Origin of the sequence: Glycomyces sp. NPDC047010 (assembly GCF_040644205.1) — a bacterium.
GTDB lineage: Bacteria > Actinomycetota > Actinomycetes > Mycobacteriales > Micromonosporaceae > Glycomyces.
This window is the reverse complement of sequence record NZ_JBEYVY010000002.1, coordinates 463,718-488,900: the sequence shown is the minus strand read 5'-3', so window position 1 is coordinate 488,900 and position 25,183 is coordinate 463,718. Positions and strand designations below refer to the sequence as shown.

The 25,183-nt window shown below is 71.3% G+C and carries 21 protein-coding genes; 8 read left to right on the top strand and 13 right to left on the bottom strand.

The genetic code is table 11. The annotated features are described in order from the left end of the window. Positions 1-16: 16 nt before the first annotated feature. The 5 genes from AB0A65_RS05795 to AB0A65_RS05775 form a co-directional block, all read right to left on the bottom strand. Entirely contained in the window at positions 17-1,552 is a 1,536-nt protein-coding gene (locus AB0A65_RS05795; protein WP_359946825.1) for a right-handed parallel beta-helix repeat-containing protein, read from the bottom strand. Between the two features lie 133 nt (positions 1,553-1,685). Continuing rightward, positions 1,686-2,582 carry a non-homologous end-joining DNA ligase gene (gene ligD / locus AB0A65_RS05790; RefSeq protein WP_359946822.1) on the bottom strand — a complete coding sequence of 299 codons (897 nt, stop codon included), beginning with the start codon at positions 2,580-2,582 and terminating at the stop codon, positions 1,686-1,688. A gap of 59 nt (positions 2,583-2,641) precedes the next feature. Next, a complete protein-coding gene (locus AB0A65_RS05785; protein ID WP_359946820.1) occupies positions 2,642-3,112 on the bottom strand; it encodes an SRPBCC domain-containing protein in 471 nt (156 codons plus the stop codon). After that, positions 3,109-3,444, bottom strand: coding sequence for a metalloregulator ArsR/SmtB family transcription factor (locus tag AB0A65_RS05780; RefSeq protein WP_359946818.1), 336 nt, complete (start codon positions 3,442-3,444; stop codon positions 3,109-3,111). The genes AB0A65_RS05785 and AB0A65_RS05780 overlap by 4 nt, the downstream gene beginning before the upstream one ends. Before the next feature lie 52 nt (positions 3,445-3,496). Beyond that, a complete protein-coding gene (locus AB0A65_RS05775; protein ID WP_359946815.1) occupies positions 3,497-4,480 on the bottom strand; it encodes a LacI family DNA-binding transcriptional regulator in 984 nt (327 codons plus the stop codon). A 123-nt stretch (positions 4,481-4,603) separates the two neighbouring features. Here AB0A65_RS05775 and AB0A65_RS05770 point away from each other — a divergent pair, with 123 nt between their 5' ends. The 4 genes from AB0A65_RS05770 to AB0A65_RS05755 are packed head-to-tail and all read left to right on the top strand — an operon-like array spanning position 4,604 to position 9,637. Next, a complete protein-coding gene (locus tag AB0A65_RS05770; RefSeq protein WP_359946812.1) occupies positions 4,604-5,854 on the top strand; it encodes an extracellular solute-binding protein in 1,251 nt (416 codons plus the stop codon). Between the two features lie 2 nt (positions 5,855-5,856). Further along, the gene (locus tag AB0A65_RS05765) at positions 5,857-6,921 is read left to right on the top strand and encodes a sugar ABC transporter permease (protein WP_359946809.1); all 1,065 of its coding nucleotides are present in this window, start codon (positions 5,857-5,859) and stop codon (positions 6,919-6,921) included. Continuing rightward, positions 6,918-7,769 carry a carbohydrate ABC transporter permease gene (locus AB0A65_RS05760; protein WP_359946807.1) on the top strand — a complete coding sequence of 284 codons (852 nt, stop codon included), beginning with the start codon at positions 6,918-6,920 and terminating at the stop codon, positions 7,767-7,769. The genes AB0A65_RS05765 and AB0A65_RS05760 overlap by 4 nt, the downstream gene beginning before the upstream one ends. Continuing rightward, positions 7,766-9,637, top strand: coding sequence for a glycogen debranching N-terminal domain-containing protein (locus AB0A65_RS05755; RefSeq protein ID WP_359946804.1), 1,872 nt, complete (start codon positions 7,766-7,768; stop codon positions 9,635-9,637). Before AB0A65_RS05760 ends, AB0A65_RS05755 begins: the two co-directional genes overlap by 4 nt. 42 nt (positions 9,638-9,679) lie before the next feature. Here AB0A65_RS05755 and AB0A65_RS05750 read toward each other — a convergent pair whose 3' ends face one another. From AB0A65_RS05750 to AB0A65_RS05735, 4 genes are read right to left on the bottom strand one after another with little or no spacing between them, the layout of a single operon-like run. Continuing rightward, positions 9,680-10,018, bottom strand: coding sequence for a hypothetical protein (locus tag AB0A65_RS05750; RefSeq protein WP_359946801.1), 339 nt, complete (start codon positions 10,016-10,018; stop codon positions 9,680-9,682). Between the two features lie 30 nt (positions 10,019-10,048). After that, positions 10,049-11,176 carry a bifunctional 2-methylcitrate synthase/citrate synthase gene (locus AB0A65_RS05745; protein WP_359946798.1) on the bottom strand — a complete coding sequence of 376 codons (1,128 nt, stop codon included), beginning with the start codon at positions 11,174-11,176 and terminating at the stop codon, positions 10,049-10,051. Further along, positions 11,173-12,069 carry a methylisocitrate lyase gene (gene prpB / locus AB0A65_RS05740; protein ID WP_359946796.1) on the bottom strand — a complete coding sequence of 299 codons (897 nt, stop codon included), beginning with the start codon at positions 12,067-12,069 and terminating at the stop codon, positions 11,173-11,175. The genes AB0A65_RS05745 and prpB overlap by 4 nt, the downstream gene beginning before the upstream one ends. Then, positions 12,069-13,568, bottom strand: a complete 1,500-nt coding sequence (locus tag AB0A65_RS05735) for an MmgE/PrpD family protein (protein WP_359946793.1) — start codon at positions 13,566-13,568, stop codon at positions 12,069-12,071. Before AB0A65_RS05735 ends, prpB begins: the two co-directional genes overlap by 1 nt. Positions 13,569-13,711: 143 nt before the next feature. Here AB0A65_RS05735 and AB0A65_RS05730 point away from each other — a divergent pair, with 143 nt between their 5' ends. Beyond that, on the top strand, positions 13,712-15,112 hold the full coding sequence (locus AB0A65_RS05730; protein WP_359947209.1) for a short-chain fatty acyl-CoA regulator family protein: 1,401 nt from the start codon (positions 13,712-13,714) through the stop codon (positions 15,110-15,112). A gap of 9 nt (positions 15,113-15,121) precedes the next feature. On the opposite strand, the gene AB0A65_RS05725 is transcribed toward AB0A65_RS05730, so the two are convergent. From AB0A65_RS05725 to AB0A65_RS05715, 3 genes are all read right to left on the bottom strand, one after another. After that, a complete protein-coding gene (locus AB0A65_RS05725; RefSeq protein ID WP_359946790.1) occupies positions 15,122-16,660 on the bottom strand; it encodes an MDR family MFS transporter in 1,539 nt (512 codons plus the stop codon). Further along, entirely contained in the window at positions 16,650-17,234 is a 585-nt protein-coding gene (locus AB0A65_RS05720; protein ID WP_359946787.1) for a TetR/AcrR family transcriptional regulator, read from the bottom strand. The genes AB0A65_RS05725 and AB0A65_RS05720 overlap by 11 nt, the downstream gene beginning before the upstream one ends. A gap of 92 nt (positions 17,235-17,326) precedes the next feature. Beyond that, a complete protein-coding gene (locus tag AB0A65_RS05715; RefSeq protein WP_359946785.1) occupies positions 17,327-19,291 on the bottom strand; it encodes a potassium transporter Kup in 1,965 nt (654 codons plus the stop codon). A gap of 357 nt (positions 19,292-19,648) precedes the next feature. Here AB0A65_RS05715 and AB0A65_RS05710 point away from each other — a divergent pair, with 357 nt between their 5' ends. Then, positions 19,649-21,400, top strand: a complete 1,752-nt coding sequence (locus tag AB0A65_RS05710; RefSeq protein ID WP_359946782.1) for an ABC transporter ATP-binding protein — start codon at positions 19,649-19,651, stop codon at positions 21,398-21,400. 125 nt (positions 21,401-21,525) lie between these two features. Next, the gene (locus tag AB0A65_RS05705) at positions 21,526-23,001 is read left to right on the top strand and encodes a family 43 glycosylhydrolase (protein ID WP_359946779.1); all 1,476 of its coding nucleotides are present in this window, start codon (positions 21,526-21,528) and stop codon (positions 22,999-23,001) included. A 114-nt stretch (positions 23,002-23,115) separates the two neighbouring features. On the opposite strand, the gene AB0A65_RS05700 is transcribed toward AB0A65_RS05705, so the two are convergent. Continuing rightward, the gene (locus tag AB0A65_RS05700; protein ID WP_359946777.1) at positions 23,116-23,574 is read right to left on the bottom strand and encodes a universal stress protein; all 459 of its coding nucleotides are present in this window, start codon (positions 23,572-23,574) and stop codon (positions 23,116-23,118) included. A gap of 154 nt (positions 23,575-23,728) precedes the next feature. Here AB0A65_RS05700 and AB0A65_RS05695 point away from each other — a divergent pair, with 154 nt between their 5' ends. Next, entirely contained in the window at positions 23,729-25,183 is a 1,455-nt protein-coding gene (locus AB0A65_RS05695) for a basic amino acid/polyamine antiporter (protein WP_359946774.1), read from the top strand.

Below are 25,183 nucleotides of genomic sequence, written 5' to 3'. Positions count from 1 at the left end.
GATCCCGTCGCCGGGGTTATGCGTAGGTCTCGAACTCGGTGATCTTCGGCGTGCCGGAGGCCGAGACGATCACGAAGTTGACCTTCGTCAGGGAGGTGGCGGTGAAGGAGATGGTGCCCGCGCCGGTGCCCGAGGCGAGGACCGCCCCGGTGTCGTTGTTGACGAGCTGCCAGGAGCCGATGCGGCCGGCCGCGTCGGACGCCTCCTTGATGACGACCGTGTCGATCGTCTTCGCGGAGCTCCACTTGACCGAGACGCGCCCGGTGGTGCCGCTCGGGGACCAGTACGTCGACGCGGAGCCGTCAATGACGTTGCCGTAGCTGGTGCCGCTGGCCTTCGAGGTGCCGTCGGCGCCCGCGCCGAGGCTCAGGTTGGTGCCCGTGGGCGGGTTCCCGGTGGTCGGCGGGTCGGTCGGGTTGCCGGTGGTCGGCGGGTCCGTCGGGGTCTGGACGTTGCAGGAGCCGTCGGAGGTCTTCAGGCCCTTGTTGGCGCCCGCGGTGTTCGACACGATCGACGGGACGCACGCGGCGCTGTCGAGGCTGTACGAGTACGGGATCGACACCGTGGTCGTGGAGGTCGGGTTGGGGCCGGCCGGGTGGTTGTCGGTGCCGGGGGACGACCAGGTCACGTTGTCGAAGGTGTTGCCGCTGACCTGCCAGTAGCCCATGAGGTCGGTGTAGAAGGTCCCGAGCGGGTCCTTCGAGTCCTCGAAGTAGTTGTTGTCCACCTTGATCTTCGCGCCGACGCGGGGGTTGATGCCCGACTCGACGATCCCGGTGAAGTAGTTGTTGTAGGTGTGCGCGGTCCCGCCGCGCAGGAGCGGCATGCGGGAGTTCAGGTTCTGGTACAGGTTGTGGTGGTAGGTGACGAAGCTGCTCGCGGTGTCGCTGTCGCTGGAGCCGACGAGGCCGCCGCGCTCGGAGTTGCGCAGGATCGAGTACGAGAGCGTCACGTACTTGGTGTCGTCCTTGAGGTCGAACAGGCCGTCGTAGCCCTCGGACTCGCCGCCGGAGGCTTCGAGCGTGGTGTGGTCGACCCACACGTTGCGGACGCCGGACTCCATGCCGATGGCGTCGCCGCCGTTGGAGGTCGGGGAGCCGGACTTCTTCACGTTCTTGACCGTGACGTTCTGGATGATGATGTTGCTGGAGTCGCGGATGTGGATGCCGAGCTGGTCGAAGGTGGCGCCCGCGCCGACGCCGAGGATCGTGACGTTGCTGATCCCCTTGAGCTCGATGCGGTCCGCGGCGGTGTCGCAGCTGTCGCCGGAGACCTTCGTGGTGTTCCCGTGGTTGATGGTGCCCTCGACCTGGATGATGATCGGGGTGCTGGTCGAGGCCCGGTTGCACAGGGCCGCATGGATCTGCGTGCCGGTGGTGGCGCGGACGACGGAGCCGCCGGCGCCGCCGGTGGTGCCGCCGTTCTGCGTGGCGTAGCCGGTGGCCGCGTTTGACTGCGCCGAGGCGCCGGTGGTCGAGAACGCGATGCCCGCGACGGCCACGGCCATCGCCGCGGCCACCGTACCGACCTTGAGTGCTAGCGATCGTCTCATCGCCGAGCTCCTAGGGGTAGGGATTGACATGTTTCAATGAGTCTAGGGAAAGCCCTTTCCGGAAAGCAAGGGTTTTGGGCAACCGATTGCACAAACTTCTGTCGGCAGTGTTGCGAGGGGTCTGACCTGAGCGTCAGCCCAGGTTCTCCAGGGCTTCCTCCGCGGACGCGGCGTGCGCGTCCATCGCCGACCACGGGTCGGCCTTTCGGGTGAGGCGGCGCCGGATCCTCTCGGTCGTGTACTTCGCGGGGCGCGAGCGGCCGAGCTCGTCCCAGTCGAGCGGGGTGGCGACGGCCGCGCCGGGGCGGGCCCGGAGCGTGTACGGGGCGGCGAAGGTCTGGCCGAAGCCGTTCCGGTTGACGTCCAGGAAGATCCGGTCCCCGCGCTTGTTCTTGCGCTGCGCGGTTGTGAGCAGGTCCGGGTCCTCGGCGGCGAGGCGGTCGGCGACCGCGAGGGCGAGCTCGCGCACGGCGTCGAAGCCGGCGGAGCGGTCGAGCGGGGCCGCGACGTGGTAGCCGCGCCCGCCGGTGGCCTGCACGTACGGGGCCAGGCCGATCTCGGTGTAGACGTCGCGCAGGCGCCGGGCGACCTTGTGGAGCACCGCGTGGTCGGTGCCGTCGGGCGGGTCGATGTCGATGACGAGCCGGTCGGGCCGTTCGAGGTCCTCGACGGTGGCCGTCCAGACGTGGAACTCGATCGCGGCCTGGTTCGCAAGGTAGACGAGCGTCGCGGGGTCGTCGCAGACGACGTAGTGGACCGTGCCCCCGTCGCTGCGGGACCGGACCGCCTGCGTCCGAATCCAATCGGGGAAGTGGTCGGAGGCGTCCTTCTGGAAGAAGCCGGGCCCGCCGATGCCGTCGGGGTAGCGGCGCATGGTGAGCGGGCGGCCCGCGAGGTGTGGGACCATCGCCTCGGCGACCGCCTCGTAGTGCGCGATCAGGTCGCCCTTGGTGAGGCCGTCGTCGGGGAACAGGACCTTGCCGGGCCGCGAGACCTTGATGTCGCGGCCCGCGACCGAGACCGATGCCATGCGGGTACACCTCCTTGGCCGGAGGTGTACCCGCAGGTCGAGGCCGTAAACGAAGGCCCTTACGCCTCCCGCTCGGCGAGCGCGGCGAGCTGGGCGGCGACCGCGCCCCAGCCCTCGTGGAAGCCGAGCTCCTCGTGGCGCCTGCGCGAGGCGGCGCTGCCGTGGCGCACGAGCGCGCGGTACGCGGTGCCCTCGGGGGCGTCCGCGAACGTGATCTCGGCGGTCATGGCGACCGGCTCGGGTTCGGCGGGGCGCCAGGCGCTGTCGACGGCGTTGGTGAAGACGATGCGCTCGCCGTCCTCCACGACGAGGAACGCGGCGTCCATGTGCGGGACGAACTTCTCGCCGTCCTCGCTCATGCTGGTGACCATGGGCCCGCCGGGCACGGCGTCGAAGCGCTCGACGCGGCACGCGAACGGGGCCGGGAGCCACCACTGCTCGAAGCGGGCCGGGTCGGTCCAGGCCCGCCACACGGTGGAACGGGGCGCGCGGATGACGCGCTCGATGCTGAGGTCGAGATCGGTGTTCACTGCTGCTCCTCGGGATCGGTGACGAACTGCTCCAGCCGGTCGGTGCGCGACTCCCAGACCCGCCGCTGCTCGGCGAGCCAGTCGTCCACGAGCGCGAGGCGCTCGCGCCGGAGCGCGCAGGTGCGGACCCGGCCGGACTTGACGGTGCGGATGAGGCCGTTCGCCTCCAGGGTCCGCACGTGCTTCATGAAGGAGGGGAGGGTCATCGGGAACCCGCGGGCGAGGTCGCCGACGCTCATCGGGCCGCGCCCGAGGCGGCGGACCACCTCGCGGCGGGTGGGGTCGGCGAGCGCGGTGAAGACGCCGTCCAAGGTCTCCGAATACTGTGCCATACGGCTAAGTATTACTCCAGAAAACAGTTAGCGCAAGGGCTAAGTGTTTTTTCTAGCGAACGATCAGCCGGGGCTCCACGAGCAGGCCCTTCGGGTCCTGCTTCGCGACCTTGTTCCCCTCCGGTCCCATGAGCATCTCCAGGATTCCGGCGGCCACGCGCTCCGGCAGCTGCTCGACGCTGGAGATCCCGAGGGCCTCGGCCGCGGCGGTGTTGTCGAAGCCGACGATCGGCAGCTCGGGGCGACCGGCCTGGACGGCGGCGAGGTGCGCGCCGATCGCGAGGGCGTCACTGGCGCACACGAGGCCGTCGATCCCGTTGGGCAGCAGGGCTTTCACGGCCTCCTGGCCCTCGGCGACGCCGTCCTCGGCGGTGAGCCGCGGGGCGGTCCGCTCCCCCATCGCCTCGCGCCAGCCGCGCTCGCGGTCGTTGCCGCTCTCCGAACCGGCGGGCCAGCCGAGGAACGCGATGCGCTCCCCGGCGCGTTCGAGAAGGTCGGCGGTGGCGGCGCGGGTCCCGGCCGCGCCGTCGATGTCGACCCACGGGTGGGCGGCGGCCTCAGTCCCCCAAGGGCGGCCGAAGGCCGCGAACGGCACGCCGCGTTCGAGGAGGCGGGCGGCGCGGCGGTCGCCGCGGGAGGTGCCGGTGAGGACGATCGCGTCCACCTCCCCGGCGTCGGCGAGCTCGTCCAGGTGGCGCAGCTCCTCTTCGAGCGTCCTCGCGGCGTAGAGGAGGACGCGGAGGCCGCGGGCGGCGGCGCTCTCGGTGAGGGCGTGGACGAAGCGGTCGAGGACGACGCCGGAGACGCCCCCGGAGTAGGGGTCGAGCTTGACGGCGATCGTGGAGGTGCGCTGGGTGCGCAGGCGCCGGGCGAGCGCGTTCGGGGAGTAGCCGAGCGCCTCGATCGCGGCCTGGACCTTGAGCCGCGTGGACTCCTTGACGATCGAGGGGGAGTTGACGACGTTGCTCACGGTCTGGCGCGAGACGCCCGCTTCGCGCGCGACGTCCCCGATCGTCGCGGCCTTCCGTTCCGGCATTCCGGGCCCTTCCCGTCGCACTTGACGTTCACTCGCGGACGAGCCTATCGTATGATCGTTCCAATAAAAATTGATCGATCCAAAAACGGTCGGTCGATCATCACGGATCAAAGGAGATTCACCGTGAGCAGCAGGAGACGCACCGCCCTCGCGGCGGGGAGCGCGGCGGTCGCCGCAGCGCTGGCCCTCGCCGGGTGCGGCCAGGGCTTCGACGACACTGAAGGCGACGACGCGGAGGGCCTCACCTCCTCCGACGACGGCCTGACCATCCTCTACGGCGCCAGCGGCGAGGCCGAGACCCAGGCGATCGAGGCCGCGCTCGCGGCCTGGTCAGAGGAGTCCGGCATCGAGGCGACCGCGGTCGCCGCCACCAACATGGACCAGGAGCTGTCGCAGGGCTTCGCGGCGGGGTCCCCGCCCGACCTGTTCTACCTGGCCCCCGAGAAGCTCGCCGGGTACGCCGCGAACGGCTCCCTCGAACCGTACGGCGACCTGCTCGCGAACAAGGACGACTTCTACCCCTCCCTCGTCCAGAACTTCACGCTCGACGGCGAGTTCTACTGCGCGCCCAAGGACTCCTCGACGCTCGCGCTCGTCATCAACACCGACCTGTGGGCGGCGGCGGGCCTCACCGACGCCGACGTCCCCACCACCTGGGACCAGCTCGACGCGGCCGCCGCGGCGCTGACCACCGGCGGCACCACGGGCCTCGCGTTCGGCGCGGAGTACCAGCGCGTGGGCGCGTTCATGGCCGGCGCGGGCGGGCGCCTGGTCTCCGAGGACGGGACCACCGCGGTCGCCGACTCCGCGGAGAACCTCGCGGCGCTCGAATACGTCAAGGGCCACTTGGAGGACGGCACGTTCGCCTATGCTGCGGACCTCGGCGCCGGATGGGGCGGCGAGGCGTTCGGCAAGGGGCTCGCGGCGATGACCATCGAGGGCAACTGGATCACCGGCGGCCTGTCCGCCGACTTCCCCGACGTCAACTACAAGGTCGTGGAGATGCCCGCCGGTCCGGCCGGGCAGGGCACCCTCCAGTTCACGAACTGCTGGGGCATGGCCGCCGACTCGCCGAACCAGGAGGCCGCGCTCGACCTCGTGGAGTACCTGACCAGCGCCGACCAGCAGCTGGCGTTCTCCGAAGCCTTCGGGCCCATGCCGTCCGTGCAGTCCGCGGCCGGGACGTGGAGCACCGAGAACCCCGAGCTCGCCGCGTTCCTCGCGGGCGCCGACTACGCCACGGGCGTGCCGACCGCCGCCGGTTCCGCGGAGGTCGTCTCGGACCTCAACGCGCAGCTCGAATCGCTCGCCACCGGCGACCCGGCGCAGATCCTCGCGACGGTGCAGGGCAACCTCGAAGCCGTGGTCGGCTGACCATGGCCGTCGCAGCACCGCGCAGGCGGGCCCGCCGCGCCGACGGTCGCGCGGGGTGGCTGTTCACGCTCCCGGTGATCGTCGTGCTCGGGCTGTTCATGCTCGTGCCGGTGCTCATGGCCCTGTGGGTGAGCTTCTCCGACTGGACCGGGCGCGGGTCGCCGCTCGCGCCCGGCGTCGGGTTCGTCGGCTTCGACAACTACGAGGCCATCACCTCCGGCGGCGGGCTCGCGGAGCGGAACTTCGGGATCGCCATGCGCAACAACGCCTGGTACGTCCTGCTCGTGGTCCCGCTCCAGACGGGCCTGTCGCTGCTGCTGGCGGTCCTGGTCAACCGCGCGGTCCTGCGCGGGCGGGGCCTGTTCCGCACGGCGTTCTACTTCCCGTCGGTGACCAGCTCGGTGGCGATCACGGTGCTGTGGCTGTTCCTGTTCTCCACCTCGGGCGCCGTCAACCAGGTGCTCGGGTGGATCGGGGTCAACGGCCCCAACTGGTTCAACGATCCGCGGGGGATCGTCCACGTCGCGCTCGGCGGCGGGACGGGGCCCTCGTTCCTCACCGGCTCGGACTTCCTGGGCGTGACGTGGTGGGACTGGCTGTCGGGGCCGTCGGTCGCGATGAGCGCGCTCATCCTGATGGCGGTGTTCACCACCAGCGGGACGTTCATGCTCCTGTTCCTCGCGGCGCTCCAGAACATCGGGCCGGAGCTCGACGAGGCCGGCCGGATGGACGGCGCGACCGCGTGGCAGCGGTTCTGGAGGATCACCCTCCCGCAGCTGCGGCCCGCGCTGTTCACGGTGCTCACGCTGGGGCTCATCGGGTGCTGGCAGGTGTTCGACCAGATCTACACGGGCACGCAGGGCGGGCCCGGCAAGACCACGGTGACGCCCGCGTACCTGTCGTACGAGGCGGCGTTCACCGACCAGGCGTGGGGCCAGGGCGCGGCGATCTCGTTCGTGCTGTTCGCGATCATCGTGGCGTTCACGCTGCTCCAGCGGTGGATCCTGCGCGAGCGGGACACCTCCAAGCGCCTCGCGAGGCGCCTCGCGAAGGGGGCGAAGGCATGACCGCCGCATCGGTTCGCAAGCGGAAACCCCGGGTCGGGCAGGCCGTGCTGTACGCGGTGCTCGTCTCGCTCGCGGTCGTGTACGTCTTCCCGTTCCTGGTGCAGATCGCGACCTCGTTCAAACCGGACGCGGAGGCCGCCGCGAACGCGGTGTCCCTGTGGCCGCAGACGTGGACGTTCGCCGCGTACGACCGGCTGTTCACGCGCTCGGACTTCCCGCTGTGGTTCGCGAACTCCGCGGTGGTCACCGTGGCCGTCACGATCGGCCGGGTGTTCTTCGCGTCGCTCGCGGGCTACGCGCTCGCGCGGCTGAAGTTCCGGGGCCGGGGCCTGGTGTTCGCGCTCATCGTCGCCGTCATGGCCGTCCCGTCCGTGGTCCTGCTCATCCCGAAGTTCCTGGTGCTCAACCAGCTCGGGATCTACGACTCCTACGCGGGCATGATCCTGCCGCTCCTGGTGGACGCGGCGGGGGTCTTCATCATGAAGGGCTTCTTCGAGTCGATCCCGGTGTCGGTGGAGGAGCAGGCGCGCATCGACGGGGCCGGGACGTTCCGGGTGTTCTGGTCCGTGGTGCTGCCGATGGCGCGCCCGGCGCTGGTCACCATCGTGATCCTCTCGTTCCAGGGGTCGTGGAACGAGTTGAGCCACTTCATCGTCTCGACCCAGTCGCCCGAGCTGACGACGCTCACGAAGGGCGTGGCCTCGCTCGCGTCCGGCCAGCTCAGCCAGGGCACGCAGTACCCGGTCAAGCTCGCGGCCGCCGCGATCATGACGATCCCGGTCGCGGTGCTGTTCTTCGTCTTCCAGAAGCACATCATGAACACGAGCGAAGGAGCCGTCAAGGGATGACCCCCGGCCGCCAGCCTTTCCTGCACGACGCCGTCATCGCGCTGCACGCGCCCACGCAAGCGTGGTCGCGCCCGGACGGCGCGATGACCGCCCCGATCGACGGCCTCTTCCACGGCGACCGCCGGTTCGCGCGCGGCCTCCGGATCGAGGTGGAGGGCGAAGCGCCCGAAGCGATCGCGACCTCCGGTCGCGGCGCGCGCACGGTGGTATTCGACGCGGTCCTGCGCGGCGTGGACGACCCGACCCCGGACCCGCACCTGCGCCTCGGCCGGGAGCGCCACGTCGGTGACGGGGTCCTCGCCGAGTCGGTCACCGTCGCCTCGGTGGTGGACGCGGAGGTGTCGGCGGTGCTCAGGCTCATCGTGGAACCGGACTTCGCGCCGCTGCAAGAGGTCAAGTCCGGGCACGGGAAGGCCGCGGCGTGGACCGCAGACGTGGACGGGGCCTCCGCGGTGGTCGCCGCGGGCGACGCGTCGTTCGCGATGACCGCCGACGCCGGGACCTGGTCCATCGAGGACGGCGCCCTGGTCCTGGAGTGGCCGTTCGCGCTGAGCCGCGGCGAGTCCGCGGTGCTCCACTGGGACATGAAGGTGAGCGACCCGGGCCTGGTCGTGCAGGCCGCCGCCGCGCCCGCGGGCTGGTCCATAGACACCACGGGGATCGACGGGCGCCTGGCCCGCTGGACCGCGACGGCCCTGGACGACCTGGACGCGCTGCGCCTGGCGTTCCCCTCGTCCCCCGGGGACGACTTCCTCGCGGCCGGGGCGCCCTGGTTCTTCACCCTCTTCGGACGCGACTCGCTCTGGGCCGCAAGGATGATGCTCCCGGTCGACGTGAAGATCGCCGCCTCTACTCTTCGCGTCCTCGCACGCCTGCAAGGGAAGACGGACGACGCCGAAACTGAGGAGGAGCCCGGGAAGATCGCGCACGAGCTGCGCGCCACCGCGTTCCGGATGCCCGGCGAGGACATCACGCTCCCGCCGCTCTACTACGGCACGGTGGACGCGACGGCCCTGTGGGTGTGCCTGCTCGTGGACGCCTGGCGCGCGGGGATGCCGCGCGAGGAGGTCGCCGAGCTGGTCCCGAACCTGCGGGCGGCCCTTCAGTGGATCGCCGCGGCGGCCGAGAAGGACGGGTTCCTCTCGTACTTCGACCGCAACGGCAAGGGCCTGTCGAACCAGGGGTGGAAGGACTCCGGCGACTCGATCCAGTGGCGCGACGGGCGGCTCGCCAAGGGCCCCATCGCCCTCTGCGAGGCGCAGGGCTACGCGCACGAGGCCGCCGCGGGCGCCGCGGACCTCCTCGAAGCGTTCGGTGAGGACGACGGCGCGCAGTGGCGCGAGTGGGCGGCGCGGCTGCGCGAGCGCTTCAACGAGCGCTTCTGGGTCGAGACCCCCGAGGGCCGCTACCCGGCCATCGCGCTCGACCGCGACGGGCAGGCCGTCGACACGCTCACCTCGAACATCGGGCACCTGCTCGGCACCGGCATCGTCAGCGCCGCAGACGAAGCGTCCATCGCGAAGCTCCTCGTGGGCGAGTCGATGAGCTCGGGATACGGGGTCCGCACGATGTCGAGCGGCGCGGCGGGCTTCTGGCCGCTGAGCTACCACGGCGGGGCCGTGTGGGCCCACGACTCGGCGATCGTCGCGCACGGCATGGCGCGCGCCGGTCTCCGCGAGGAGGCCGCGGTCGTGGTCGAGGGCCTCCTCCACGCCGCGGAGGGCTTCGGCTTCCGGATGCCGGAGCTCCACGCCGGTTTCTCACGCGCCGAACGGGACCACCCGGTCCCCTACCCGGCCGCCTGCCGCCCCCAGGCCTGGTCCGCCACCGCCGCGATCACCTGCCTCCAGATCACCCGCGGCGCCTGACGCTTTCCCGGGGCCCGCAGAGGGGGCGGGCCCCGGGGAATCTCACGGCAGGGAGGCGCGCAGGAGGTCGATGTACAGGTCGGAGGAGAGCAGCAGCGCGCCGACGACCACGGCCACCGCGAGGAACGCGTACCCGGTGCGGGCGCTCCCGCTCCAGAACGCCAGCAGTGCGATCACGATCGGCCCCAGGAGCATCACCGCCAGGCCGAGCAGCAGAGCCAGGCCCCGGAGGTCCATCGCGAGGGGCGTCTCGTCGTGGCAGTCCGCCCCGCAGCCGTCGCCGATGACGATGCCGAGGACCGGGACCACGATCCACAGGAGGATCCCCAGCGGCACCGCGATGCGCCGCGACTCCGGGACTTCACTTCGCTCGATGTCCATGAGCCCCGAGGGTATTGCGGCCGTGCGCGGTCAGGCGGCGGTCGGGACCGGGCGTTCGCTCGGGCCGGTGTAGGCCGACAGGGGGCGGATGAGGGAGTTGGCGTCGAGCTGCTCGATGATGTGGGCGGTCCAGCCGGTGATGCGGGACATGACGAACAGCGGTGTGAACATGGGGATGTCGAAGCCCATGAGGTAGTAGGCGGGGCCGGCGGGGAAGTCGAGGTTGGGGTGGATGCCCTTGGCCGCGAGCATGGCCGACTCCAGCTCCTCGTACATCCGCACCCACCGCTCGCCGCCGGTGAGGGCGGCCATGTCGACCAGGGCGGCCTTCATGGTGGGGACGCGGGAGTCGGCGTCCTTGTAGACGCGGTGGCCGAAGCCCATCACCTTCTCCTTGGCGGCCAGGCGTTCGGCGAGCCAGTCGGCGGCGCGCTCGGGTTCGCCGACCTCCAGCATCATCTTCATGACGGCCTCGTTGGCGCCGCCGTGGAGCGGCCCCTTGAGGGCGCCGATCGCGGCGGTCACGGCCGAGTACATGTCGGAGAGCGTGGAGGCGACGACGCGGGCGGTGAACGTGGAGGCGTTGAAGGAGTGCTCGGCGTAGAGGATCATCGAGACCTCGAAGCAGCGCAGCACCTCCGGGGCCGGGACGGCGCCGAAGCACATGTGGAAGAAGTTCGCCGACCAGCCCAGGGACGGGTCGGGCGCGATCCGCTCCAGGCCGCGGCGGCGCCGGTGGGCGTGGCTGATGACCGTGGGGAGCTTCGCGAACAGCGCCTCGGCCTTGGCCTGGTTGGAGGCGCGCCGGTTGTCGTCCTCGGCGGGGTCCTCGGCGCCGAGGCAGGAGACGGCGGTGCGCAGCAGGTCCATCGGGTGGCAGCCGTCGGGGATGCGGTCGATGACGCCGATGGTCGAGCGGGTCACTTCGCGTTGGGCGCGTTCGCGGGCGGTGAAGGCCGCGAGCTGGGCCGCGTCGGGGAGCTCGCCGTACCAGATGAGGTGCGCGACCTCCTCGAACGAGCGGGACGCGGCGAGCTGCTGCACCGGGTAGCCCCGGTACGTCAGTGACAGGGTCTCGGGCACGACCTCGGAGATCGCGGTGGTGTCGGCGACGACTCCCGCGAGGCCCTTGTGGACGTCCAGCGGCACGGTGCTCATGCGTTCCTCCCGGGGATCTTGAAGTCGAAGAGGGCCTGGTCGAACTCGTTGTAGGACGCGTAGTCGACCAGGTCGTAGAGGCGGGCGCGGGTCTGCATGCGGTCGACCACGGACGCCTGCGTGCCCTCGGCGTTCAGGGCCGCGAACAGCTCGTCCACGGCGCCCATGGCGGCGCGGAGGCTGGAGACGGGCCAGATGACGAGGTTGTAGCCGAGGTCCTCCAGCTGCCGCGCCGTGAGGTTCGGGGAGGCCCCGAACTCGGTCATGTTGGCGAGCAACGGGACGTCGATCGCTTTGCGGAAGGCCGCGAACTCGGCCTCGTCGCGCATCGCCTCGGGGAACACCATGTCCGCCCCGGCGTCCACATAGGCTTTCGCCCGGTCGATGGCGGCGTCGAGGCCCTCAATGGCGCGGGCGTCGGTGCGGGCGCAGACCACGAAGTCCGGGTCGGTGCGGGCCTTCACGGCGGCGGCGACGCGGCGGACCATCTCCTCCGCCGGGATCACGGCCTTGCCGTCGAGGTGCCCGCAGCGCTTGGGGTTCACCTGGTCCTCGATGTGGCATCCCGCGAGCCCTGCGTCCTCAAGGGACCGGATGGTGCGGGCCGCGTTAGAGACCTCCCCGAAGCCGGTGTCGGCGTCGATCAAGGTGGGAAGGTCGGTGGCACGGGCGATCTGGCCGCCGCGGGTCGCGACCTCGGTGAGCGTGGTCAGCCCGATGTCGGGCAGGCCCAGGTCGGCGGCGAGGGCCGCGCCGGAGACGTACACGCCGTCGAAGCCGTGGTCGGCGACGGCCTTGGCCGCGAGCGGCGAGAACGCCCCGGGGAGGCGCTGGAGGCGCCCCGACGCGAGGCCCTCGCGGAGGCGGCGGCGCTTCTCGGACGGAGTCGGCATCAGAAGAGCCCCTTCGCGATCGGTTCAGTGAGTGCGCCGCGCGGCGCGGCGAGGTTCAGGGCCCGGACGCCGTTCGCGTCGAGCGCGTCGATGCGGCACGCGAGGTCGAGGAACCGGTCCTGCTCGGCCTCGTCGACGACGCCGTCGGTAAGGGTGCGGAACTTCGCGATGTACTGCTCGCGCCCGAACGGGCGGGCCCCGGCCGGGTGCGCGTCGGCGACGGCGAGCTCGTCCTCCACGACCGTGCCGTCGTCCAGGGTGATGACGACGCGGCCGCCGAACGCCCGCTTGTCCGGGTCCGGGTCGTGGTACCTCGCGGTCCACTCCGGGTCCTCCACCGTGCGCACCTTGTGCCACAGCGCCACTGTCGAAGGCCGGTGCGCGCGTTCGGGGGTGTAGGACCGCTCGTGGTGCCACGCGCGGTCTTCGAGGGCCACCGCGAAGATGTACATGATCGAGTGGTCGAGGGTCTCGCGGCTCGCGTCCGGGTCGGTCTTCTGCGGGTCCTCCGCACCCGTGCCGATCACGTAGTGCGTGTGGTGGCTCGTGTGGATCACGACCTCGCGGACCCGGTCGAGGTCCACGCGCGGGGCCATGCGGCGGGCCAGGTCGATGAGCGCCTGGGACTGGTACTCCGCCGAGTGCTCCTTCGTGTAGGTGTCGAGGATGGCCCGCTTCGCCTCGCCCGCAGTGGGAAGCGGCACCTCGTAGACGGCGTCCGGGCCGCTGAGGAGCCGCGCGATCACCGCGTCCTCCCCCTCGTAGATCGGCGACGGGGCGCCCTCGCCGCGCATCGCCCGGTCCACGGCCTCGATCGCGGCCTTGCCCGCGAACGCGGGCGCGTACGCCTTCCACGAGGAGATCGCGCCCTTGCGGGACTGCCGCGTGGCGGTCGTCGTGTGCAGCGCCTGCCCGATCGCCTGGTACACCGTCTCCACAGGGAGGTCCAGGAGCGCGCCGATCCCGGCGGCGGCAGAGGGGCCGAGGTGCGCGATGTGGTCGATCCGGTGCTCGTGCAGGCAGATCCCGCGCACCAGGTCCACCTGGACCTCGTACCCGGCGGCGATGCCGCGCACGAGCGCGCGCCCGTCGAGGCCCCGGTGCTGCGCGACCGCGAGCACCGGCGGGATGTTGTCGCCCGGGTGCGAGTAGTCCGCGGCCAGGAACGTGTCGTGGAAGTCCAGCTCGCGCACGGCGACCCCGTTCGCCCACGCCGCCCACTCCGGCGAGGACCGGAACGAGGCGGGGAGGCCGAACACGGCCGCGCCCGGCGTGTACGGGTGCGCGAGGGCCTGCGCCCGGGCGCTCGCCACGGGCCGGCGCGCGAGCGACGCGGCGGCGACCGCGGCGTTGTCGATGACGCGGTTGCCGATCATCTCGGCGACCTCCCGCTCCACCGGGACCGGGTCGACCGCGGCCGCGGCGAGCTTCCAGGCGAGCTGCCCCTCCCGGGGCAGGTCCTCGCGGGAGGCGTGGGTGCGGACGCGGTGGGTGATCACTCGACGGCTCCTTGCAGTGCGGCGGGAGGGTACATTTCACAGTATGCACACACCGGGATGCCCTTGAAACCGCTGTAAATGTGGTTTCTTGTGGAAATTTCCGGGCCCGTTTGTGGATATTGTGAAAGGACGTGGTCATGGCGCTGCGCAAGGCGAAGGTGGGGCTGCGGCTGCGCCGGTTCCGCGAGGAGCAGGGGCTCACGCAGGCCGCGCTCGCGACGGCCCTGGGGATCTCCACGAGCTACGTCAACCAGATGGAGTCGAACCAGCGGCCCATCACCGGGCCGGTGCTGCTGCGCCTCGCCGAGGTCTACGACGTGGACGTGCAGCGGTTCTCGGCCTCCGAGTCGGACCGGCTCACCGCGCAGCTGCGCGACGCGCTCGCCGACACCGCCCACGCCGACCGCGTCTCGAACGGCGAGGCTCGGGAGCTCGCGGAGTCGATGCCGGGCCTGGCGCAGTACGTGGTGGACCTGCACCGCCGCTACCAGCACATGGTCGAACGGAACGCCGCGATGAGCGCCGAACTCGACGCCGGATCGCCCACGGCTCATGAGGAGGTCCGGGACCTGTTCTACGCCAAGCGGAACCACGTCGCCGCACTCGACGAGGCCGCCGAGCGGATGTACGAGGAAGCCTCCCTGGACCCCGGCGACCTCGCCGACGGCCTCACGCGCCTGCTCCACGACCGCTACGGCACCATCGTCGCCGACCTCGAAGCGCGCGAAGGCAACAGCGTGAAGCGCCGCTTCGACGCCGACGCCCGCCTCCTGCGGGTCTCGCCGCTGCTCAGCCCCGGGCAGCGGGCGTTCCAGCTCGCCACGCACCTCGCACTCGTCGCGTGCGACGACCTCATCAAGTCCGAAGTGGACGACGCGGACCTGTCGGGGGACGAGGCCCGCGGCCTGGCCCGGATCGGGCTCGCGAACTACTTCGCGGGCGCGCTCATCCTCCCGTACGGCCCGTTCCTGCGCGCCGCTGAGGAACTGCGGTACGACCTCGACCTGCTCGGGCGGCGCTTCCGCGTCGGCTTCGAGACCGTCGCGCACCGGCTCTCGACGCTCCAGCGGCCCGGCGCGCGCGGCGTGCCGTTCTTCTTCGTGCGCGTCGACCGGGCCGGGAACATCTCGAAGCGCCAGTCCGCCACCGACTTCCACTTCTCGCGCGTCGGCGGCACCTGCCCGCTGTGGGACGTCTACGAGGCGTTCGCGAGCCCCGGCCAGATCCGCACGCAGCTCGCGCAGATGCCCGACGGCCGCTCGTACCTGTGGGTCGCGCGCACCGTGACCCGCCGCTACGGCGGGTTCGGGACGCCCGCGAAGACCTTCGCGATCGGCCTCGGCTGCGACCTCCACCATGCACACCGGCTCGTCTACGCCGACGGGCTCGACCTCGCCAACCCGGCGATGCTCACCCCGATCGGCCCGGGCTGCAAGGTGTGCGACCGCAAGGGCTGCCCGCAGCGGGCGTTCCCCGCGATCGGGGCGCCGCTGGAGGTGACCGACCGCCAGAGCCGGTTCACCCCCTACCCGTCAGCGGACTAGTGCGGCGTCCTAATGCGACGGCGCGTGCTCCGCGTCGTCCCGGAGCTTCCGGTTCGGCAGGAAGAACGCGAGCACGGTGCCGACCAGGATCACCGGGACCAGTCCGAGGAAGATCGGCAGCAGCGCGTCGGAGTACGCGTTGATCACCTGGTCGCGCAGGGCGTCCGGGAGCGAGCGCACGATCGCGGGCGTGATCGACTCGGCCCCCGCGCCGCCGAAGTCCGTGCCGATCCCGGCGAGGTGGTCGGTGAGCCGGTTCGTGAACACGGCCCCGACCACCGCGACGCCCACGGTGGCGCCGATCTCGCGGAAGAAGTTGTTGGACGACGTCGCGGTCCCGACCTCGCTCTGCGGGAACGCGTTCTGCACGGCGAGCACGAGGTTCTGCATGACCAGGCCCATCCCGGCGCCGAGCAGCGCGATGTAGGAGCACAGCACCCACACCGGCGACGACGGGTCGAGCGTCGACATGAGCCAGATGCCCACGGGCATGACGAGCATCCCCGCGACCACGAACCCCTTGTACCGCCCCAGCTTCGACACCAGCGAACCCGAGGTGACGGCCGTGAGCATCATGCCGACGACCATCGGGATGAGGAGCAGCCCCGACTCGGTCGCGGAGTAGCCGTAGACCATCTGGAGGTACGTCGGCATGTACGAGATGACCGCGAACATGCCCAGGCCGATCGCGATCATGCCGATGAGCGTGGCGATCGAGAACACCGGGTTCTTGACCATCCGCAGCGGGATCAGCGGCTCCTTCGCGCGCCGCTCCACGACCGCGAACAGCACCGCGGCGGCGACCGTGACCGCGCCGAGCCACAGGATCGTGGGCGACGTCCAGTCGTACTCGGTGCCGCCCCACGTGCACACCAGGATCAGGGAGGTCACGGCCACGGCCATGAGCGCTGTCCCGAGGTAGTCGAACTTCACCTTGACCTGCTTGCGCGGCAGCTTGATCGCGAACGCGGAGATGAGCAGCGCGGCGACGCCGAGCGGCAGGTTGATCCAGAACGCCCAGCGCCAGTCGGCGTTGTCGGTGATCCACCCGCCGAGGAGCGGGCCCGCGACGGCGGCGAGGCCGAACACGGCGCCCATGGGGCCCATGAACTTCGCCCGCTGGCGGACCGGGACGAGGTCGGCGATGATCGCCTGCGAGACGATCATGAGCCCGCCGCCGCCGAGGCCCTGCAAGGCGCGGAACGCGATGAGCTGCGGCATGTCCTGCGCGAACCCGGCGAGGCCGGAGCCGAGGACGAACACCGCGAGGCCCGCGAGGAACAGCTGGCGGCGGCCGATGAGGTCGCCGAGCTTGCCGTACACGGGCATGCCGATCGTCGCGGCGAGGATGTACGCGGTGGTCACCCAGGCCATGTGGGAGAGGCCGTCGAGTTCGCCGACGATCGTGGGGAGCGCGGTGGAGACGATGGTCTGGTCGAGCGCCGACAGGAGCATGGTGACCATGAGGGCGGCGTAGATCCACCCGAAGTGGGAGGGGAGCTTCGCGCCGGCGCTCGGCGCGGGCGGATCGAGGGTCTCAGTGGTCACTGCGGACTCCAAGTGCGGGAAGGACGACGAGGTCGAGGAAGCGGGTCAGGTAGGCCCGGTCGGGGAAGTCCCCGGTGTGGATCTTGTGCGCGATAAGCGAGGCGAAGAGCAGTTCGGGGACGAACTCGCGGGCGGGGGCGTCGGCGGCGATCTCGCCGCGGGCGGCGGCCCGGTCGAGCACGAGTTCGACGGCCCGCCGCATGGGTTCGACGAGGATGTCGCGCTGCGCCCTGTCGAGTTCGGGGTCGGTACGGGCGGCGTTGGCGAGGGCGCTCATGAGGTCGTGGTCGTCGGGGCCGGACTCGACGATCGCGGTGGTCCCGGCGAGGAAGTCGCCGCGGAGGCTCCCGGTGTCGACGTCCTGGAGGGGCGGGGGGCGGCGGTTGCGCACGGCCTCGACGACGAGGCGCGGCTTGCCGTTCCAGTGGCGGTAGAGGGTGGCGGTGCTGGTGCGCGCCTCGGCCGCGATCTGCTGCATGGTGACGTTCTCGTAGCCGTGCTCGCGGACGAGTCGCTCGACGCACGCGAAGATCTCGTTCTCGCGCTCGGCCGAGAGGCGTGAGCGTCGTTCCACTGGCCTGCTCCTATCGAAACGAAGTGTTTTCGTTTCGATCATAGGCACGCCGCGGGCAGAGCGTCCACGCCTGTGGCGGACGAGACTCAGGATCAGACCTCGACCTGGGACCCCATGATGATCGTGCGCTCGCGCGGGAGCCGGAAGTGGTCGGCCGCGTCGGCGGTGATCCGCGAGGTGGCGATGAACAGGTGCTTGCGCCACTGCGCCATCGTCGGCTGCTCGCTCGGGTGGAGGTGGATCGTGGACAGGAAGTACGACGCCTCGTCGATGTGCAGGCGCCCGCCGTGCGCCTCGCGGTCGAGCCGCGCGAGCGCGCGCGGCACGTCCTGGACCTCCATGTACCCGAAGCGGATCTGCACGTACACGATGCCGTCGTCGGCGAAGCCGAGGAAGTCCTCGGAGACGCGGTCCTCGTCGCCGACGCGCGGGACCGGCTTCGTCTCGATCGAGGCGATCACGATCTGCTTGTGCCGCACGTGGTTGTGCTCCATGTTCGCGCGCAGCGCGAGCGGGGTGGTGAGCTTGCCGCGGTTGAGGAACACGGCCGTGCCGGGCACGCAGTTCGTCTTCGGCAGCTCGGCGCGCAGCTGCTTGACGCACGCGCGCAGCGGGCCCTCGCGGCGCTCGCGCTCGGCGGTGACGATCGCGCGGCCCTTCTGCCACGTGACCATGACGGTGAACGCGGCGAGGCCGATGAGCAGCGGCAGCCACGCGCCGTGCACGAGCTTCGTGAAGTTCGCGGCCAGGAACAGCAGGTCGAACCCGAGCAGGACCGCCCCGCCGCCGAGGACCAGCCACAGCGGCAGCTCCCACCGCGACTTCGCGATGTACAGGAACAGGAGCGTCATGATCGTGATCGTCCCCATGACGGCCATGCCGTACGCGTACGCGAGCGCGTGCGAGGACCGGAACGCGAACACGAGCGTGAGCACCGAGACCATGAGCAGCCAGTTGATCCACGGCACGTAGATCTGCCCGTACTGCTCGGCCGAGGTGTGGTCGATGCGCAGCCGCGGCAGGTAGCCGAGGCGCGACGCCTGGGCGGCGACCGAGTACGCGCCGGTGATGACGGCCTGCGCGGCGATGACCGTGGCGGCCGTGGCGAGGATCAGCAGCGGCAGGCGGGCCCAGCCGGGGGCGAGGAGGAAGAACGGGCCGGAGACGGCGGTGCCGTCCTCCAGGACCATCGCGCCCTGGCCCATGTAGTTGAGCAGGCACGCGGGGAAGACGAGGATGAGCCACGCCTTGGTGATCGCGGGGCGGCCGAAGTGGCCCATGTCGGCGTAGAGCGCCTCGGCGCCGGTGACGCACAGGACGATCGCGGCGAGCGCGAAGAACGCGATGTGGAAGTGGTCGGTGAGGAAGTGCGCCGCGTAGTACGGGGACAGGGCCTTGAGGATCTCGGGGTGGCCGCCGATCCCGCGGAGGCCGAGGAGCGCGAGGACGCAGAACCACACGATCATGACCGGCCCGAACGCCCGGCCGACGGCGGCGGTGCCTTTGCGCTGCACGAGGAACAGCACCACGATGATGACCGCGGTCACGGGGATGACGAGGCTGTCGAGGCTCGGGGCGACGACCTCGATGCCTTCGACGGCGGAGAGCACGGAGATCGCGGGCGTGATCATGGAGTCGCCGAGGAACAGGGACGCCCCGAAGATGCCGAGCGCGGCGAGGGTGAGCGCGGCGCGGCGGCCGCGGCCCTGCTTCCACTTGTGGAGGAGCGTGATGAGGGCCATGATGCCGCCCTCGCCGTCGTTGTCGACGCGCATCGCCAGGAGCACGTACGTCACGGTCACGATGATGACCATGGACCAGAACATGAGGGACACGACGCCGTAGATGCTCTCGGGGGCCACGGGCACCGGGTGCGGGTCGGCGGGGTTGAACACGGTCTGGAGCGCGTAGATCGGGCTGGTGCCGATGTCGCCGAAGACGACGCCGAGGGCGCCGACGACGAGCGCGAGGCGGGTGGCGTCCCTGACGCCGTGCCCCGGCTGGGGCGCGGCGTCGGTTGCGGGTCCGGGCTGACCCGCGCTGCCGGCGGCGGTCACTTGCGTTCACTTCCTGTCGGACGGGCGGCCGGAGCGTCGCGGGCGGGCGTCCGCGGTCGGGTCCGACCGATGCACGATACCCCGCGGAACGCCCCCGCCGACCTGGAGCCGCGAAGGGGGCACGCCTGCCGGTGGACCGCGTTGCCGCAGATCACACCTGCATTGTCGTCCGGTTCGGGTAGAAAATCCAGGGCGGGCGCGTCCAGGGCGGGGCTACGATGGTCGGCGGTGATCCCCCGGGGCCTGGCGGCCGCGGGGGCGTCCGCGGCCCCCTTCCCCATCCGTTCCCCGAGCCCCGCTGCGGCGCAACCGAACCGGCGAAGACCCATTCCTCGAACCGAATCCGGGGCACACCTGATGGACTCCATCGACCTCGACGGCAAGCACCCGATCGCCTCGCTCGCGAGGTCGCTCAAACCCCGGCGGAGGCCCCTGGGCGTGGCCGTCGCCGTCTTCATCGTCAAGGACAGCCCGGTCTGGCTGCTGCCGGTCATCACCGGCGCCGCCGTGGACACGGTCGTGGACCGCAGCCCGCTGTCGACCCTCGGCTGGCTCGCCCTCGGCGCGGCCGTCCTCGTCTTCCAGAACGTGTTCACGCACGTGTGGTTCACGCGCCTGTACATGGGCGTCGTGCGCTCCCTCGGCGCGGACCTGCGCAACGCGCTCGCGGCGCGCCTCCAGCTGCTGTCGATCGGGTTCCATTCGCGGTCGAACGCGTCGATCATCCAGAGCAAGGTCGTGCGCGACGTCGAGAACGTCGAGCTGATGCTCTCCCAGTCGGGCGGGCCGTTCCTCCAGGCGGTGTTCGTGTTCGCGGGCGCGATCACGATGACCTCGCTGACGGTGCCGCAGTTCCTGCCGGTGTTCGCGCTGTCGCTGCCGTGCGGCTTCGGCGTCTGGTGGTTCACGCGCCGCCGCACGCAGGAGCGCAACCAGGAGTTCCGCAAGGAGATGGAGGTGTTCTCGGCGCGCGTCGGCGAGATGGCGGCGCTCATGCCCATCACCCGCGCGCACGGCCTGGAGCACGTCGCGACCGAGCGGGTCTCGCAGGTCGCCGACGAGGTGCGGCACCGGGGGCTGCGCCTCGACGTCGTCAACGGCCGCTTCGGCGCCGCGAGCTGGGTGACCATGCAGCTGTTGTCCGTCGGGTGCCTGCTGCTGGCCGCCGCGGTGGCGCTCCTGGAGTGGGCGCCGATCACCGCCGGGCAGGTCGTCGTCCTCGGCACGTACTTCTCGATGCTCACCGGCTCGGTGGGCTCGGTCCTCAACCTGGTGCCGGTGACGGCGCGCGGCACGGAGTCGGTGCGGTCGATCGCGGAGGTCCTCCAGGACCCCGACATCGAGCGGAACGAGGGCAAGGCGGTGGCGGCGGTCGCGGGCCGGGTGGAGCTGCGCGGCGTCTCGGTCAGCTACCGCGACGCGGCGCGCCCGGCGCTGGACGGCGTGGACCTGGTGGTGGAGCCAGGGCGGACCGTGGCGTTCGTGGGGCCGTCGGGGTCGGGGAAGTCGACGCTGATGAACACGGTGCTGGGGCTGATCCGGCCGGATTCGGGCGCGGTGCTCGTGGACGGCGAGGACATGGAGGGCCTGGACATGCGGTCGGTGCGGCGGCACGTGTCGGTGGTGCCGCAGGATTCGGTGCTGTTCGAGGGGTCGGTGCGTGACAACATCACGTACGGGCTCGGGCCGATCGACGACGAACGCGTGCGGGCGGCTTTGCGGGACGCGAACGCGCTGGCGTTCGTGGAGGCGCTGCCGCACGGGTGGGACACGGTGGTCGGGGAGCGGGGCGCGCGCCTGTCGGGCGGGCAGCGCCAGCGCCTGTCGATCGCGCGGGCGCTCATCCGCGACCCGCGGATCCTGTTCCTGGACGAGGCGACGAGCGCGCTCGACTCGGAGTCGGAGCGGCACATCCAGGGCGCGCTGGAGACGCTGATGCGCGGGCGGACGACGCTGGTGGTGGCGCACCGGCTGAGCACGATCCGCTCGGCGGACCTGATCGTGGTCCTGGAGGACGGCCGCATCACCGAGCAGGGCACCCACGCGGAACTCCTCGCCGCCTCGGGCCGCTACGCGGCCCAATGGGGCGTCCAGCACGCGGCGGCCTGAGCAGGGCATGCCGCAGCTTCACCTCTGGGTAAGGGCCCCCGGTTTCCAAGGTACCGGCGGGTTCCTGAAGGGGAGCTGAAGCGGGATGAGAAAGTTTAGGGACACAACTTAGTGAGGGGTTCTCCATGATCGTGTCCGCGGCCGTGCATCCGATCGTCTCCGGGTTCCATCCGGACCCGACGGTGTGCCGGGTGGGCGAGGACTACTTCCTGGCCCATTCGAGCTTCGAGTACTTCCCGGGGGCGCCGCTGTTCCACAGCCGGGACCTCGTGTCGTGGCGGCAGATCGGGAACATCCTCGACCGGCGGGGGCAGTTCCTGCGCGGGGACGGGCGGCCCTCGGGCGGGATCTACGGTTCGACGCTGCGCCACCACGACGGGCGCTTGCACTTCGTGACCACGAACGTCGGCGACGACATGGGGCAGACCATCGTCTCGGCCGAGCTGGTGTCCGATACCGACCATGAGCGGCTGGTGTGGAGCGACCCGGTGTTCGTGCCGCAGGCGGACGGCATCGACCCCGATCTCGCCTGGGACGAGGACGGCACCTGCTTCCTCACGTGGGCGGGCGTCGTCCGCGCCGAGGACGGCGGCCGGTCGGCGAACGGCATCTGGCAGGGCCGCCTCGACATGAAGACCGGGGAGTTCGAGGAGCCCCCGTACCTCGTGTGGCAGGGCGCGGGACTCGCGCATCCCGAAGCGCCGCACCTGTACCGGATCGGGGACCGCTGGTACCTGCTGCTCGCCGAGGGCGGCACCGAACGCGGCCACGGCGTCACGATCGCGCGCGCCGACCGGCCCGAGGGCCCGTACGAGGCGTGCCCGCGCAACCCCGTCCTCTCCCACCGCTCCACCCCGCACCCGGTGCAGAACACCGGCCACGCCGACCTGGTCGAGACCGCCGACGGCGGCTGGGCGGCCGTGTACCTCGCGGTGCGCCCGGGCGGGTTCACGCCGTCGTTCCACGTGCTCGGCCGCGAGACGTTCCTCGCGGGCGTCGACTGGGTCGACGGCTGGCCGGTGTTCGACGAGGGCCGGTACGAGTTCGCGCCCGACCCGACCGGGTTCGCCGACGAGTTCGCCGCCGGGCCGCTCGGACTGCGCTGGGTCGCGCCAGCGAGCGAGCCCGCGAAGATCGCGTCGGTCCGCGAAGGCGGCGGGCTCGACCTGCGCGACCCGGCCGACGGGTCGCCGGGGCTGCTGTGCACGCGCGTCAAGGACCTGCGCTGGGAGGCCGAGGCGGTGTTCGCCGGGTCGGGCCGGTTCGAGGTCCGCATCGACGACCGGCACCGGTACGGCCTGGTCTACGCCGACGGGCGCGTGCGCGCCGAGGCGAGGATCGGCGGCGTCACCGCCGATCTGGGCTCGGTCGCGGCCGGTCCCGAGGCGGTCCTGCGGATGGCGGCGGTCGAGTGCGCGGCCGAGACCATGACGGCCTACGGCCCCGACGACCTCGTGCTCACCGCCGACGGCGCCGACCTCGCGCGCCTCGACGGCCGCTACCTGTCGACCGAGGTCGCGACCGGCTTCACCGGCCGGATCCTCGGCGTCGGCGCCGCCGGGACCGGCTCGGTCCTGCGGCGGTTCGCCTACCGGGCCTGATTCCGGACGGCCGCCGCCCTGCCCCGATGCGGTCCCCGGCGGCACGGCCGTTCACGAGGCGCGGTCGTTTTCGGACTCGGCCCGGTCGTAACCGGTGCCCGACCCGCTTCGGACCTAGTCTTTTTCGGACAGGTCCCGCACCACCACGACCGGGCACGGCGAATGCGAGACGCAGTACTGGCTGACCGAGCCGACGAGCGTCCCCACGAACCCGCCGTGCCCGCGGGAGCCCACGACGAGGAGCGCCGCACCCTCGGCGGCGTCCATGAGGACCCGCGCCGGATGCCCGGCGACCGTCTTCTGCTCGATGACGACGCCCGGGTCGCTGCCCGCGGCCTGGTCGATCGCGCGGCTGAGGACCTGCTTCGCGGCGGACTCGAACTCCTCGTTGCTGGGGAGCGTCATGACCATGCCCGTGCCGTACGCGGCGGGCACCTCCCACGCGTGCAGCGCCTCCAGTTCCGCGCCGGTGAGCGCGGCCTCGCGCAGCGCCCATTCGAGCGCCCGCTGCGAGGGCGCCGAGCCGTCGACGCCGACGACGATGCGGTCCGGCTTGTGCTCCGAGACGTCCATGTCCGCTCCTTCCGTCAGGCCCCTTCAGGGGGAGATCCGGCGGGTACCCGAAGCGGGCCCCCGCGAACCCGGGGATCGGTGCGAATCGCGGCACCAGCGTCCATTCGGGAGTTATATTCAGGCGTCACCGACCCGACGGACCTGCGAGGACGCCATGGCGCACGAGACCGCCGCCACCTCGGCCACCTCTGAAGGCCGCCCCGCAGTGAAGTTCACGTTCTGGACGATGACCGCGATGGTCGTCGGCTCCATGGTCGGCGCCGGCGTCTTCTCCCTCCCCTCCCGCTTCGCGCAGCAGACCGGCGTCGCCGGGGCCCTCATCTCCTGGGCCATCGCCGGGACCGGCATGCTCATGCTCGCGTTCGTGTTCCAGCAGCTCGCCGTCCGCCGCCCCGACCTCGACGCCGGGGTCTACGCGTACGCGAAGGCCGGGTTCGGCGAGTACCCGGGCTTCTTCTCCGCGTTCGGGTACTGGGCCAGCGCCTGCGTCGGCAACGTGACCTACTGGGTCCTCATCATGTCCACGATCGGCGCGGTCGTCCCCGCGCTCGGCGAAGGGGACACGGTCCTCGCAATCGTGCTGTCCTCTGCGGGCCTGTGGGGGTTCTTCCTGCTCATCAAGCAGGGCGTGAAGGAGGCCGCGGCGATCAACCGGATCGTCACGGTCGCGAAGCTCATCCCCATCGCCGTGTTCGTGATCCTCGCGCTGTTCTTCCTCGACCCGCACGCGTTCGCGGAGAACTGGGGCGGCGCCGACTACGCCGGTTCCCTGTTCTCCCAGGTGAAGGGGACGATGCTGGCGACGGTGTTCGTGTTCCTCGGCGTCGAGGGCGCGTCGGTGTACTCGCGGCACGCGAAGCGCCGCGAGGACGTGGGCCGGGCGACGATCACCGGCTTCCTGTCGGTGTTCGCGGTGTTCGCGTCGGTGACGATCGTGTCCTACGGGATCATGCCGATGGACGAGATCGCGGAGCTGCGGCAGCCGTCGATGGCGGGGGTCCTGGAGCACGCGGTGGGCACGTGGGGCCTGGTGTTCGTGTCGGTCGGGCTCATCGTGTCGGTGCTCGGCGCGTACCTGGCGTGGACGCTCATGGCCGCGGAGGTGCTGTTCGTCGCCGCGAAGGACAAGGACATGCCGCGGTTCCTGGCGCGGTCGACGGGCGAGGACGTGCCGGTCCCGGCGTTGGCGCTGTCGACGGCGCTGAGCCAGGTGGTCCTGGTCGTCACGTACTTCTCCGAGGACGCGTTCAACTTCGCGCTCGACCTGACGAGCGCGCTGACGCTCATCCCGTTCCTGCTCGCGGCGCTGTTCGCGGTGAAGGTGGCGATGGGGTGGGACCGGGGCGCGGTGGGGCGGCGGGCGGGCGGTGCGCTGCCGATCGCGGCGCTCGCGGTCGTGTACACGGCGTTCCTGCTGTTCGCGGCGGGCCTGAAGTTCGTGCTGGTGTCGTTCATCGTGTACGCCCCGGCGACGATCCTGTTCGTCATGACCCGCCGCGAGCAGGGGCGGCGCCTGTTCAGTCCGGGCGAGGCGGTGCTGCTGGCCGTGTCGATCGCGGGCGCCGCAATCGGCGTCCTCGCGCTCGCCCTCGACTGGATCTCGATTTAA

Coding starts and splice junctions, on each gene's coding strand:
- AB0A65_RS05795 (WP_359946825.1), bottom strand. CDS start 1,552: ATGAGACGATCGCTAGCACTCAAGGTCGGTACGGTGGCCGCGGCGATG.
- ligD (WP_359946822.1), bottom strand. CDS start 2,582: ATGGCATCGGTCTCGGTCGCGGGCCGCGACATCAAGGTCTCGCGGCCC.
- AB0A65_RS05780 (WP_359946818.1), bottom strand. CDS start 3,444: ATGGCACAGTATTCGGAGACCTTGGACGGCGTCTTCACCGCGCTCGCC.
- AB0A65_RS05775 (WP_359946815.1), bottom strand. CDS start 4,480: ATGCCGGAACGGAAGGCCGCGACGATCGGGGACGTCGCGCGCGAAGCG.
- AB0A65_RS05765 (WP_359946809.1), top strand. CDS start 5,857: ATGGCCGTCGCAGCACCGCGCAGGCGGGCCCGCCGCGCCGACGGTCGC.
- AB0A65_RS05760 (WP_359946807.1), top strand. CDS start 6,918: ATGACCGCCGCATCGGTTCGCAAGCGGAAACCCCGGGTCGGGCAGGCC.
- AB0A65_RS05755 (WP_359946804.1), top strand. CDS start 7,766: ATGACCCCCGGCCGCCAGCCTTTCCTGCACGACGCCGTCATCGCGCTG.
- AB0A65_RS05750 (WP_359946801.1), bottom strand. CDS start 10,018: ATGGACATCGAGCGAAGTGAAGTCCCGGAGTCGCGGCGCATCGCGGTG.
- AB0A65_RS05745 (WP_359946798.1), bottom strand. CDS start 11,176: ATGAGCACCGTGCCGCTGGACGTCCACAAGGGCCTCGCGGGAGTCGTC.
- prpB (WP_359946796.1), bottom strand. CDS start 12,069: ATGCCGACTCCGTCCGAGAAGCGCCGCCGCCTCCGCGAGGGCCTCGCG.
- AB0A65_RS05710 (WP_359946782.1), top strand. CDS start 19,649: ATGGACTCCATCGACCTCGACGGCAAGCACCCGATCGCCTCGCTCGCG.
- AB0A65_RS05705 (WP_359946779.1), top strand. CDS start 21,526: ATGATCGTGTCCGCGGCCGTGCATCCGATCGTCTCCGGGTTCCATCCG.
- AB0A65_RS05700 (WP_359946777.1), bottom strand. CDS start 23,574: ATGGACGTCTCGGAGCACAAGCCGGACCGCATCGTCGTCGGCGTCGAC.
- AB0A65_RS05695 (WP_359946774.1), top strand. CDS start 23,729: ATGGCGCACGAGACCGCCGCCACCTCGGCCACCTCTGAAGGCCGCCCC.